The organism is Mesorhizobium sp. WSM4832, assembly GCF_055811115.1.
On sequence record NZ_JBVVQH010000010.1, the window covers coordinates 132,346 to 144,086 of the forward strand.

Annotated in this window: 11 protein-coding genes; 9 read left to right on the forward strand and 2 right to left on the reverse strand. The window is 64.1% G+C overall.

Annotation, left to right across the window (positions count from 1 at the left end):
- Positions 1-23: 23 nt before the first annotated feature.
- The 7 genes from AC0L2L_RS16310 (at position 24) to AC0L2L_RS16340 (ending at position 6,377) form a co-directional block, all read left to right on the forward strand.
- On the forward strand, positions 24-968 hold the full coding sequence (locus tag AC0L2L_RS16310) for a sugar ABC transporter substrate-binding protein (protein WP_473579608.1): 945 nt from the start codon (positions 24-26) through the stop codon (positions 966-968).
- 129 nt (positions 969-1,097) lie between these two features.
- Positions 1,098-2,048 carry an ABC transporter permease gene (locus AC0L2L_RS16315; protein ID WP_473579609.1) on the forward strand — a complete coding sequence of 317 codons (951 nt, stop codon included), beginning with the start codon at positions 1,098-1,100 and terminating at the stop codon, positions 2,046-2,048.
- Positions 2,049-2,050: 2 nt separating this feature from the next.
- Positions 2,051-2,827, forward strand: coding sequence for an ATP-binding cassette domain-containing protein (locus tag AC0L2L_RS16320; protein ID WP_473579610.1), 777 nt, complete (start codon positions 2,051-2,053; stop codon positions 2,825-2,827).
- Between the two features lie 4 nt (positions 2,828-2,831).
- Complete coding sequence (locus AC0L2L_RS16325) at positions 2,832-4,013, forward strand: aldose 1-epimerase family protein (RefSeq protein WP_473579611.1); 1,182 nt, start codon at positions 2,832-2,834, stop codon at positions 4,011-4,013.
- A gap of 82 nt (positions 4,014-4,095) precedes the next feature.
- Positions 4,096-5,181: a fatty acid desaturase family protein gene (locus AC0L2L_RS16330; protein ID WP_473579669.1), complete on the forward strand. Its 1,086-nt coding sequence runs from the start codon at positions 4,096-4,098 to the stop codon at positions 5,179-5,181.
- Positions 5,182-5,225: 44 nt separating this feature from the next.
- Positions 5,226-5,540, forward strand: a complete 315-nt coding sequence (locus AC0L2L_RS16335; RefSeq protein WP_473579612.1) for a MocE family 2Fe-2S type ferredoxin — start codon at positions 5,226-5,228, stop codon at positions 5,538-5,540.
- A gap of 33 nt (positions 5,541-5,573) precedes the next feature.
- The gene (locus AC0L2L_RS16340) at positions 5,574-6,377 is read left to right on the forward strand and encodes a 3-methyl-2-oxobutanoate hydroxymethyltransferase (protein WP_473579613.1); all 804 of its coding nucleotides are present in this window, start codon (positions 5,574-5,576) and stop codon (positions 6,375-6,377) included.
- Between the two features lie 17 nt (positions 6,378-6,394).
- Here the strand turns inward: AC0L2L_RS16340 and AC0L2L_RS16345 are convergent, their stop codons facing one another.
- Together AC0L2L_RS16345 and AC0L2L_RS16350 are read right to left on the reverse strand one after the other, a co-directional pair.
- Positions 6,395-7,876 (reverse strand): HAL/PAL/TAL family ammonia-lyase, encoded by a 1,482-nt coding sequence (locus tag AC0L2L_RS16345; protein ID WP_473579614.1) that lies wholly within the window; start codon positions 7,874-7,876, stop codon positions 6,395-6,397.
- A complete protein-coding gene (locus tag AC0L2L_RS16350) occupies positions 7,873-8,874 on the reverse strand; it encodes an ornithine cyclodeaminase family protein (RefSeq protein WP_473579615.1) in 1,002 nt (333 codons plus the stop codon). Before AC0L2L_RS16350 ends, AC0L2L_RS16345 begins: the two co-directional genes overlap by 4 nt.
- A 111-nt stretch (positions 8,875-8,985) precedes the next feature.
- Between AC0L2L_RS16350 and AC0L2L_RS16355 the strand changes: the two genes are divergently transcribed.
- Both AC0L2L_RS16355 and AC0L2L_RS16360 read left to right on the forward strand, forming a co-directional pair.
- Positions 8,986-10,419: a DHA2 family efflux MFS transporter permease subunit gene (locus AC0L2L_RS16355; RefSeq protein ID WP_473579670.1), complete on the forward strand. Its 1,434-nt coding sequence runs from the start codon at positions 8,986-8,988 to the stop codon at positions 10,417-10,419.
- Positions 10,420-10,702: 283 nt separating this feature from the next.
- On the forward strand, positions 10,703-11,689 hold the full coding sequence (locus AC0L2L_RS16360) for an ABC transporter permease (protein ID WP_473579616.1): 987 nt from the start codon (positions 10,703-10,705) through the stop codon (positions 11,687-11,689).
- The last annotated feature ends 52 nt before the right edge of the window (positions 11,690-11,741 follow it).

The following is an 11,741-nucleotide window of genomic DNA, read 5'->3' on the forward strand; positions in this document are numbered from 1 at the left end:
CCAAAACAAAGGGAGGAAACGAGATGTTGAAATTCGCATTGAAACTGGCGGCCGCGGCGACCGTGCTTGCCGGCGTTGCGTTCGGCTCGGCCGCGAAGGCCGCGGACGGCCAGAAGACGTTCTATCTTTTGTCGCATGGCGGCCCGTCCGACGCTTTCTGGATCGACTGGAATGCCGGCGCGACCAAGGCTTGCGACCAGCTCAAGGTCACCTGCAAGATCTCCTTCAGCGGCGGCGACATGGCGGCGCAGAAGGAAGCGTTCAATTCGGCGCTCGCCGCCAAGCCCGACGGCATCGCCACCACCTCGGCGCAGCCGGGCCTGTGGACCGAGGAAGTGAAGGCCGCCAAGGCCGCCGGCATCCCGATCGTGTTCTTCAACACGGACGACCCGGCGACCGGACGCCAGGCCTATGTCGGCGCCGACCTCAAGGAAGCCGGGGCCATCTGGGCGAAATATCTCGTCGACCACAAGATGGTGAAGCAGGGCGACAAGGTGTTCCTGCCGGTCGAGGTCCCCGGCGCCAGCTACCAGCAGCTCGAGACGGAAGGCATCGCCGGCGTCTTCGATCCGCTCGGCATCAAGTATGACGTGGTCGACTGCGGCACCGACCCGGCCGGCATCATCGCCAAGATGACCGACTATATGGTGGCCAACAATCCGCCGGCCATCATCGCGCTTGGCGATTCCGTGGCGGCGAGCGTCAAGCGGGTGTTCGACGGCGCCGGCATCCCGGCCGGCAAGATCCCGGTCGTTGGCTGGGGCAATTCGAAGGAGACGGCGCAAGCGGTGAAAGACGGGTTCGTCAACGCCGCCGCCTGGCAATATCCTTCGGCGCAGGGCTTCATGCCGGTTGCGCTGCTCGGCCTCGCGGCTTCGGGCGAGCCGATCGGCTACGACATCCACACCTTCGGCCTCTACGACGCGTCCAGCGTCGAGCCGATCCTGAAGCTCTATGACAAGAAGTAAGCAAATCGGTGCCCGCGGCGCGAGCGGCGGGCGCTATGCACAAGCATGGTTCAGCAAGTCATGGTTCAGCAAGTTGGGGCAATAACCGCGGAAGACGGCGCAGGAAGGGCCAAGGGCAGGTCGAGGCTGATGCGCTCGCCGCAATTCTCCTCCTTCGTCATTCTCGTCGTGCTGCTCGTGGTGTTCGGGGTCGCCGACGGCAATTTCCTGTCGCCGCTCAACATCTCCAACATGATGGCGTTCCTGCCGGAGCTCGGCATCATCGCGCTCGGCATGACGCTGCTTTTGACCGCCGGCGAATTCGACCTTTCGGTCGGCGCGGTGTTCGGCCTGGCGCCGGTCGTGGTGATGCTCCTGGCGCAGAATGGCGGCGTCGATATCGGCGTGGCGCTGCTTGCCGGGCTTTTGCTGTGCATCGCGATCGGCGCGATCAACGGCGTCATCGTCACCAAGATCGGCATCTCGTCCTTCCTGGTGACGCTGTCGATGCTGCTTATCGTGCGCGGTGCGGCGCTCTACATCACGCAGGGTTTTCCGTTGAAGTCCTGGGACCAGCCGGGCTTCTTCGTCACGCTGCTCGCCGGCAGCTTCAACATCGGCGCGTTCCGCTTCTACACCTCGCTGTGGTGGTTCATCGGCCTTTCCCTGCTTGCGGTCTATGTGCTGCGCTATGCCAAGCTCGGCAACTGGATCAGCGCCATCGGCTCCAATCGCAATGCGGCGGTGGCGCGCGGCGTGCCGGCCGACGCGGTCAAGATATGGCTGTTCATCGCTACCTCCGTGCTTGCCGGGCTCGCCGGCATGATCAGCGCCTTCCGCATTTCGGCTGCCTCGCCGGTGGCGGGAACCGGCTATGAGCTGGAAGTGATCGCCATGGTGGTGGTCGGCGGCACGGCGCTGACCGGCGGCCGCGGCACGATCCTCGGCACCATCGTCGGCGCGCTGATGCTGCGCGCGATCCGCAACGGCATCGTGCTCGTCGGCGTGCCGGGCCTTGCTTACAACATCTTCGTCGGGGTCATCATCCTCGCCATGCTCATCCTGCACGCGCTGCTGCAGAAAAACGCCGCAAGGAGCTGACGATGATGCAGGAAGTGCTCCGGCTGCAGGGCCTGCAAAAATCCTTCGGCAGTGTGCGCGCGCTGAAGAATGCTTCGCTGGCGCTCAAGGAGGGCGAGGTGGTGGCGCTGCTCGGCGACAACGGCGCCGGCAAGTCGACCTTGATCAAGGCGATCTCGGGCGTCTTCCCGATCGATCGCGGCGAGATATATGTGCGCGGCGAGAAGGTCTCCATCCGCTCGACGCGCGAGGCGATGGATCTTGGCATCGAGACCATCCACCAGGACACCTCACTCGCGCCGGATCTCAGCATCGCGCGCAACCTGTTTCTCGGCCGCGAGCCGGTCAATCTCAAATGGCTGGGTGTCTTCGCGCCGCTCGATCTCGCCAAATTGCGCGATGCGGCCTCGGCGCTGCTGAAGCGCGTCGGCATCTCGAAGAAGCTCGACGCCGACGCACTGGTCTCGACCCTTTCCGGCGGCGAACGCCAGTCGATCGCGATCTCGCGCGCCATGCAGTTCGCCGCCAAGGTGATCATCCTCGACGAGCCGACCAACAATCTCGGCGTCGAGGAGACGCATGGCGTGCTGCGCTTCGTCAAGGAGATGCGCGACGCCGGGCATTCGGTGCTTTTGATCACCCACAACATCCATCACGTGTTCGAGGTCGCCGACCGCATCATCGTCATGCGCCGCGGCGAGATCGTCGCCGAGCAGACGGTTGCCGACACCGACCTCCTGACGGTGGAAAGCCTGATAACCGGCGCCGATCTGTCGGCCCTGATGAAAAGGGCGCAGTGACGGCATGGTGAAGCTCTACGGACAGACGCTTTCGCGCCGGCAGGTTTCCGAGCGGTCCGGCATGCTGTCGCAATTCGCCGGCGTGCGGCTGATGACGCTTGGCGACGGCGTCGAGCGCGGCATCCGCATGCTCGAGTTCCGCACCGGCTCTGGCCTGCGCTTCACGGCGCTGGTCGACCGCGCGCTCGACATCGCCGATTGCGAGTACAAGGGCCAGGCGATCGGCTGGCATTCGCCAAGCGGTTTTCGCAACCCGAGCCTGCATGATTATGAGGGCGAGGACGGCTTTGCCTGGGGGCGGTCCTTCTCCGGCCTGCTCGTTACCTGCGGCCTCGACCATATACTCGGCCGCAGCGAGGTGCCGGCTGAGAACTACAATTATCCGGGCCGCGAGACGGTGACGCATTCGCTGCATGGGCGTATCGGCACCATTCCGGCGCGGCTCACAGGCTATGGCGAGCGCTGGGACGGCGACCGCTGCCTCTTGTGGGCCGAAGGCATCGTCCAGCAGGCGAGCGTGTTCGGCGAGGACCTGCATCTCATCCGCCGGATCGAGGCCGATGTCGGCGGCAGCGAGATCCGGCTTTCGGACCGCGTCGTCAATCACGGCTTCCATCGCACGCCGCATATGTATTTCTACCACGTCAATGTCGGGCATCCGCTGCTGGACGAAGGCTCGCGCTATCTGGCGCCGATCCGCGACGTGGTCTGGGCCGCGCATGCCGGCGAGCGCTACGAAGCGCAGAAGGTCGGCTACCGCACCGTCCCTGGGCCGCAGATCGGCTTCAGCGAACAGGTCTGGCAGCATGAGCTTGGCGCCGACGCAAAGGGCGAAGTGCCGGTCGCCGTCGTCAACGACCGTCTCGGGCTTGGCTTCGAGGTCGTCACCCGCAAGGACCAGTTGCCTTGTTGCTACGAGTGGCAGAATTTCCAGGCCGGGCAATATGCGCTTGGCATCGAGCCCTCGACGCACCATGTGCTCGGCAATCTTGCCGCGCGCGAGCGTGGGGAGATGATCTGGCTGGAGCATGACGAAACCCGTACCTATGACGCGGTGTTCCGCATCCTCGACGGTGGGGAGGCGATCGCCGGCGCCGAAGACAGGATCGCGACCATCGCCCGTCAGCCCAAGCAGGATTATCCTCAGCCCTCGGGTAATTTCCCAAGACTGGCGGGCAGGCCATGAGCGTGACAATTATCCATAGCAAGCCCTCCGGCCGGCGGACCGGATTGCCGGCGCTGCGTGAGGATTGGAGGTCGATGTGACGATGGCAAAGAAGCGCGACTACAGCCTTGTCGGCGAAAGCACGCGCCGGGCGATCGAGACCGGACTTGCCTCGGCCGAGTGGTACCACACCGACGTGGCGCGCAAGACCATGAAGGAGTTGATGCAGCGCTCCGACGGGCCGGCGATCCGCGACACCATCATCTGGATTGCCGCGATCCTGGGCTCGGCGGCCGGCATCGTCTGGTTCTGGGGCAGCTGGTGGGTCGTCCCGTTCCTGTTCGTCTATGGCGTGCTCTATGGCTCGTCCAGCGACTCGCGCTGGCACGAATGTGGCCATGGCACGGCTTTCCGCACGCGCTGGATGAGCGATGTCGTCTATCACATCGCCTCGTTCATGCTGATGCGCAATCCGGTGCAGTGGCGCTGGAGCCATGCGCGCCACCACACCGATACCATCATCGTCGGCCGCGACGCCGAGATCGCGGTGATGCGGCCGCCGGACCTCATCAAGGCGGCGCTGGCCTTCACCGGTGTCCTCGATTTCCGCTATTCGCTGCCGACGCTGGTGCGCCAGGCCTTCGGCAAATTGTCGGACGACGAGAAGAGCTACGTCCCGGAGATGGAGCAGCACAAGGCGGTGATCGCGGCGCGCTGGCACATGGTCGTCTACGCCGCGACGATCGCTGTCGCGGTCGCGCTTGAATCATGGATACCGCTGGTGCTGATCGGCCTGCCGCGCCTCTACGGCACCTGGCACATGGTGCTGACCGGCCTCTTGCAGCATATCGGGCTCGCCGACAATGTCACCGATCACCGGTTGAACACGCGCACCGTCTACATGAACCCGATCAGCCGGTTCATCTACTGGAACATGAACTACCATGTGGAGCATCACATGTTCCCGATGGTGCCCTATCACGCCTTGCCGAAGCTGCATGAATTGATCAAGCACGACCTGCCGGAGCCGAACCCGTCGATGTGGCACGCCTATCGCGAGGTGTGGCCGGTGCTGCTCAGGCAGCTGAAATACGAGGACTATTATCTCAAGCGCGAATTGCCGCCGACGGCCAAGCCCTATCGCGGCGAGTTCCACGAGCTCGACCTAACGGCCGCGGCCGCCGAATAGGCGTCGCGGATCAATCCAGAGAGAGATGATGGCCGGAGAAGAAGATGGCGGAGTGGATCGAAGCATGCGCTGTCGACGATGTGGATGAGGAGGATGTGATCCGCTTCGACCATGGCGGCCGCACTTTCGCGATCTACCGCTCGCCGGACGACGAGTTCTTCGCCACCGACGGCTTCTGCACGCACGAACAAGCGCATCTCGCCGATGGGCTGGTGATGGACGACATCATCGAATGCCCCAAGCACAATGGCCGCTTCAACTACAAGACCGGCCAAGCCAAGGGCGCGCCTGTCTGCGTCAACCTCAAGACCTATCCGGTCAAGGTCGAGGCCGGTAAGGTGATGATCGATATCGGCTGAAAGCCGTCCGACAGACAAAACAGGGATTTGCCGATGAGCCGTAAGAGACCGACCGTTGCCGATCTGCGCGCCATGAAGAGCAAGCGGCAATTGACCATGCTGCGCGTGCTGACGCTGGAAGAGGCGGAGGCCGCCGAGCGGGCAGGGGTGGATATCGTCTCGGTGCCGCCGGAACTGGTGCTCAATCCGCAATATCGCGATGCGGCGCCCAGCCTCTTCACCATGCCGGGCGAGAACTTCTTCGAGATCGGCACGGCCGACGATTTCATCCGCTGGTCGTTCCGGCTCTACAAGGCCGGCGCCGACGCCGTCTATTGCAGCGCCGGCTACGCCACGATCAAGCGCATGGCCGACGATGCCATCCCGGTCATCGGCCATGTCGGCCTAATCCCCTCCCGCGCGACCTGGACTGGCGGCTTCAAGGCGGTCGGCAAGACCGCGGATGCCGCCATGCAGGTGTTCGAGGCGGTCAAGCAACTGGAGGCGGCCGGCGCCATTGGCGCCGAGATCGAGGTGGTTCCGGTGGAGGTGGCGAAAGCTATCTCCGAGCGTACCTCGCTGATCATGCTGTCGATGGGTGCGGGCACGGGCTGCGACGCGCAATATCTGTTTGCCGAGGATATTCTCGGCACCAATCGCGGGCACATGCCGCGCCATTCGAAAGTCTACCGCAACTTTGCCGCCGAATATGACCGGCTGCAACAAGAGCGCGTCGCGGCGTTTTCCGAATATGTCGCCGACGTCAACAGCGGCGCCTATCCGGAAGACAGGCATATCGTGCATATGGATCCGGACGAGCTCACCCTTTTCATGAGGAAGGTGGGCGGAAAGGTTTGAGGCGGCAGCGCTAGGGGTTAGGCCCTCCAAGAGCCGTCGGCGAGCGCGGCATAAAGCGCGTTGGCGTTGGCCCCAAGCGGCCTGTCTTCCTTGAGCGTCGCGACATGAGCGCGGACGGCCGCGTGGATTACCCCGGTCGCCGGCGCCAGCACCAGACCTTCGCGCAGGTCGATGGCCTGGGCCGCCGCCATCAACTCCAAGGCGACCAGGCGCCGCCACAGCGCGATCATCTCTGCGCATTTGGCGATAGCCAGCGGTGTCTGCGTGGCGTGATCTTCAACGCCCTCGGAAACCGGCAAGAAGTCGAGCATCACCGGATTGGCCTTGTGACGGATCGCGGCCAGGATCGCCGTCACCGTTTTCTGCAGCGGCACGAAGCCCGCGGAGGCGCCGCCGACCGGCGACAGATATTTGGGCAGGCCATTGCGGCCCGAGCCGGTTAGTTGGATGAAGCGGGCGGCGCAGGCTGCCGCGCACTGGGCGATCGCGAGGCCAAGCGTCTCAAAAGCAAGCGCCAGTGACGCGGTGTGGAAGTTGCCTGTCGACAGCACGAGCGCGTCCTCGGCAAGCACCAGCGGGTTGTCGGCGGCGGCGTTGAGTTCGATCTCGACCGCGAGTCTGGCATGGTCGATCGCCTGGATCAGCGCGCCGTGGATCGAGGGCATGCAGCGGATCGAGAGCGGATCCTGAATGGTGGTTGGCGCGGGTTCCTTGTCGCGAGCGAGCAACTCGCGCAGCGCCTTTGCGGCCAGCAGCTGGCATGCCGCGGGGCGCGAGACATGCAGGCGCGCGTCGAGAATGGTGCGGTTCGCGCCAAGCGCTTCCATGGTCAGCGCGCCGGCCTGTTGCTGCTGCTCCATTGTCGACAGCGCGTCCACAAGCGCCAGCGCGCCGGTGCCGGTGGAGACCGCCGAGGCGTTGATCAGCGACAGCCCGTCCTTTGGCGCCAGGCTGACCGGAGCAAGACGCGCCATCATCAGCGCCTTGGCAGAAGGCATGCGACGGCTCTGGTAATCGGCATCGCCTTCGCCGATCAGCGTGTGTGCGATCGGCGTCATCATCACGAGGTCGCCGGCGCCAATCGAGCCGAGCGACGGCATGACTGGATGAACGCCGGCATTGAGCGCCTCGACGAGCGCGGTGAAGACGTGCGGCGAGAGGCCGGAGCCGCCTGCCGAAAGCATGGCGACGCGGGCAAACATCGCCCCTCGTACGATCTGGATTGGCAGGGCTTCCCCTACAGCTGCCCCGCGTCCATCGAGTAGCTGGCGCTGGAAAGCGCCGACATCGCCTTCCACCGCTGTGCCGAGATTGGCGCCGAGACCGGTGTTCAGCCCATAGATCTGCTGCCCGCCCGCGGCCGCTTCATCGAGCACATTGCGCGCCTTGGCCAGGTGTTCCATGACGGTAGGCGTGACCTCGACCTTGACCGCATTGCGCGCAACGGCGGCCACATCTTCGATGCTGACGCCGGCGCCGGTGAGAACGAGCGGGCTCATGCGAAGCGCAGCCGCTGGCCGATGCCGTTTTCGCCGGCCTTGGCGAGCATGGCCTTGCCGAGCGCGATGTCGGACAGCGAGAGGCCGCGATGCCAGAACAGGATCGTCTCGCCATCGCTTTGCCGGCCGGCTTTGAGGCCGGCGGCGATCTGGCCGAGTTCGGCGTGCAATGTCGCCTCGCTCAGCCGTCCCGTCTCGACATGGGCGCGCAACGAGCCGAACTTGCCGCCCTTGCACTGACCCCAGTCGTCGACGACGATCTTCTGCATGATTTCGGTGAGCGACAACTCGACCGCGCTCATCGTGCCGTAAGGCACAACCAGCGCGCCGCGCTTGATCCATTCGGTCTTGAGCAGTGGCTGCGGTTCCGGCAGTCGCGAGGCCTCGACGACGATGTCCGCGCCTTCCACGCAGCTTTTCCAGTCGGCCACGGCCACCACCGGCTTGCCGAGGTCGGCGGCGAGCTTCGCGGCAAAGCGATCGCGGCTTTCCGGTCGGCGCGAATGGACGCGGATCTCGCCGAAGTCGAAAAGGTGGTCGAGCAGGCGCACGTTCCAGTAGGCGGTGCCGCGCGCGCCGATATGGCCGAGCACCTTCGAGTTCTTCTTCGCCAGATGCTTGGCGCCGATAGCGGTGACCGCGCCGGTGCGCATGTCGGTGATGACGGTGGCGTCAAGGATGGCGCGCGGCGTGCCGGTGCGCGGATCGAAAAGATTGAGGATGCCGAATTCCGACGGCAGGCCGTGCATGTAGTTGTCGACATAATCGCCGACGATCTTCACGCCGGCAGCCTCGAGTGGCGCCACATAGCCGCGCAGCACGTTGAAGTGGCCATGGAAGGAGGGGTCCGGTTCAAGATGGACGCGCGGCTCGATCACCGTTTGGCCGTTGCCCTGCGCGACGAGCCCGGCTTCGACGGCTTCGATGATCTCGGCGTCGGTCATGGCAAGCGCTTCGATGTCGAGAGCATTGAGGTAGTCGATATAGATGGGCTTCATGCATTTTCCTCGGCCATCCCGCGCTCATCCATAACAGGCGATCGGCCCGCACGGAAGTTTGTTGGATAAGCTCTGGACTGGATCGGGCTTATGCTGTTCAACCACCGCGTCATGACCAGCATCCCCGACAACGAGGCCGTGTCCCAGCCGGCAAATTCCGCGCGGCGCGTCGCGCTGATTGTCGCGGTCGCCTTCTTCATGCAGCTCCTTGATTCGACGATCATCTCGACATCGCTGCCGCAGATGGGTCAATCCTTCGGCGTACCGGCAGTGGCGATGAGCATCGGCATCACCGCCTATATGCTGACCATGGCGGTGTTCGTGCCGCTGTCGGCCTGGCTTGCCGACCGTTTTGGCGCGCGCAACATTTTCCTGGTCGCAATCGCGCTGTTCACGCTGGCCTCGATCGCCTGCGGCTTTTCGCAGAGCCTGATTGAGTTCGTTGCAGCCCGCATCGTGCAAGGGCTTGGCAGCGCGTTGATGACGCCGGTGGGCCGCATCCTGGTGCTGCGCAATGCCGAAAAGTCGGAACTGCTCAACGCCACCGCTCTGATCACCTGGCCGGCTTTGTTCGCCCCCGTGGTCGGGCCGGTGCTCGGCGGCTTCATCACCACCTATCTTTCCTGGCATTGGAACTTCTTCATCAACGTTCCGCTGGGGCTGGCGGGGCTTGCGCTGGTCGCGCGCTTCGTTCCGGGCGATCGCGATTCCGAGGCCAAGCCGCTGGACTGGCCGGGCTTTTTCCTCACCTCGCTCGGGCTTGCGGTGATGCTCTACGGGCTCGAACGCCTGGCGCATCCCGAGGACGGCTTGCTGCCGACGATAGGCTCCGTCGGCATTGGCATCGTGATCGGCTGGTTCGCCGTTCGCCACCTCTTGCAGGCCCGGCATCCGCTGCTCGATCTTTCGGCGTTCAAGGTACTGACCTTCGCGATCTCGACGCTTGCTGCGGGTACGGTCTTCCGCATCGCGATCAACGCCACGCCCTTCCTGCTGCCGCTGCTGTTCCAGATCGGCTTCGGTCTACGTCCAGTCGATGCCGGCCTATTGGTGCTGGCCTATTTCCTCGGCAATCTCGGCATGAAGACAGTGACGACACCGACGCTCAGGCGCTTCGGCTTCCGCACCGTTATGGTGGTGAACGGGACGATCGCATCGCTCGCGATCATGGCTTGCGGCGCGATCTCGCTGCAGACGCCGCTGGCGCTTACCGTCGCGCTGATGCTGGTCGCCGGCCTGTCGCGCTCGATGCAATTCACCGCGCTGAATACGCTTGCCTTCGCAGACATCGGCGCGCCGCAGCGCAGTTCGGCGGCGACGCTCTCCAGCATGTTGCAGCAGATATCGATGTTGTTCGGCGTGGCGATCGCTGCTGCTATCCTCAACCTGTCGCAGATCGTCAGGGGTGAGGCCATGCCCGACCTTGGCGACTTCAGAATCACTTTTGTCGCGATCGGCCTGGTCGGTCTCGTGGCGGCGATGCGTTTCCTGGTCTTGCCGGCCAATGCCGGAGCCGAGGTTTCGGGCCATTCGACGAACAATTGACGCCGAGCCGGACGCATTTTGCGGACGTAAATTGCGCCGGCCTCGCCGTCGTCGAGCAGGCTCTTGCGCTGACCACGCGATCGCTGCAACGGATTGCCAAAAGCCTAGGAGTTTCCGACTATTGCGCCAGTTTCGGCAATCGATGCGTCCACTTGTCCTTTAGCAGTACAAGCCTGGCTGTTGAACGCGGATTCATTTGACGAGCCTGTGTTGAGCCGATTAGCTTTCATCCGGGATGCAGGCCCGGCCAAAGGCCTGTGCGCAGGGGCGAAAGACACAAGCGATGAATGCGATCGGCTGGCCGAACTGGAGGCGCCTCAATCAGGAAGGCATCGTCTTTGCCATCGCCATCCTGCTGTTTGCCGCCGCAGCCATCGGCCTGCCGGGGTTTCTGACCGCCGACAATCTGGTGGCCATCGTCCGCTCGGTTTCCGTCCTGGGCATTCTCGCGCTCGGCATGGCCGTTGTCATCATCGGTCGCGGCATCGACCTGTCGGCCGTGGCGATCATGGCGATGTCGGTCGCCTGGTACCTGCAACTGCTCAACACCGGCACCTCGGACGGGCTCGCCTTTGGCTATGTGCTGGCGGGCGTTTTAGCCATCGGCCTGCTCAACGGCTTTCTCGTCGCCTATGCCGACGTGCCGGCGATCTTCGTCACTTTAGCCACCGGCTCCTTCGTGTTCGGCTACGTGCGATCGCAACTGATCACGCAGGATGCCGTACCGGTGCCTGGGGGTCACTGGGTCGAGCTGCTCGGCGGCGTCCGCTTCCTCGATATTCCGGTCGAGGTGTTCGTCTTCGCCGGACTTGCCTTCCTGTTCTTCCTGTTCCTGCGCTACACCAAATGGGGTCGCTTCATCTATTTCGCCGGCGACAATCCGGTCGCCGCCCGCAACATCGGCGTTCCGGTGCGGCCCATGCTGGTGCTGCGCTATATACTGTCGGCTTTCGTGGCCCTGATCGCGGGTCTGCTGACCGCGGCCAGCCTGCATTCGATCAACACGCGCATCGTCAACTCGACGCTGCTCTACGATATCGTGCTGGTGGCGGTGATCGGCGGCATCGGGCTGTCGGGCGGCAGGGGCGGGGTGCGCAACGTGCTGGTCGGGGCGGCGCTGATCGGCATCCTGCTCAACGCCATGACCATCATCGACATACCGCTGCTCTACCAGAACCTGATCAAGGCGGCGATCCTGCTCGGCGCCATCATCGTCGACGGCATCATCAACCCACGCGACGAACAGACCGCACAGCAAGGCGACATTTAGAGCAGATGGGCCAGCCCATCTTGCTCTCGGGTACCCGGGGTGATCGCGACGA

Bases quoted from the DNA above. Each gene is read 5' to 3' on its own strand.
- AC0L2L_RS16325 (WP_473579611.1), top strand. From the start codon at position 2,832: ATGGTGAAGCTCTACGGACAGACGCTTTCGCGCCGGCAGGTTTCCGAG.
- AC0L2L_RS16345 (WP_473579614.1), bottom strand. From the start codon at position 7,876: ATGAGCCCGCTCGTTCTCACCGGCGCCGGCGTCAGCATCGAAGATGTG.
- AC0L2L_RS16340 (WP_473579613.1), top strand. From the start codon at position 5,574: ATGAGCCGTAAGAGACCGACCGTTGCCGATCTGCGCGCCATGAAGAGC.
- AC0L2L_RS16310 (WP_473579608.1), top strand. From the start codon at position 24: ATGTTGAAATTCGCATTGAAACTGGCGGCCGCGGCGACCGTGCTTGCC.
- AC0L2L_RS16360 (WP_473579616.1), top strand. From the start codon at position 10,703: ATGAATGCGATCGGCTGGCCGAACTGGAGGCGCCTCAATCAGGAAGGC.
- AC0L2L_RS16315 (WP_473579609.1), top strand. From the start codon at position 1,098: ATGCGCTCGCCGCAATTCTCCTCCTTCGTCATTCTCGTCGTGCTGCTC.
- AC0L2L_RS16350 (WP_473579615.1), bottom strand. From the start codon at position 8,874: ATGAAGCCCATCTATATCGACTACCTCAATGCTCTCGACATCGAAGCG.
- AC0L2L_RS16335 (WP_473579612.1), top strand. From the start codon at position 5,226: ATGGCGGAGTGGATCGAAGCATGCGCTGTCGACGATGTGGATGAGGAG.
- AC0L2L_RS16320 (WP_473579610.1), top strand. From the start codon at position 2,051: ATGATGCAGGAAGTGCTCCGGCTGCAGGGCCTGCAAAAATCCTTCGGC.
- AC0L2L_RS16330 (WP_473579669.1), top strand. From the start codon at position 4,096: ATGGCAAAGAAGCGCGACTACAGCCTTGTCGGCGAAAGCACGCGCCGG.
- AC0L2L_RS16355 (WP_473579670.1), top strand. From the start codon at position 8,986: ATGACCAGCATCCCCGACAACGAGGCCGTGTCCCAGCCGGCAAATTCC.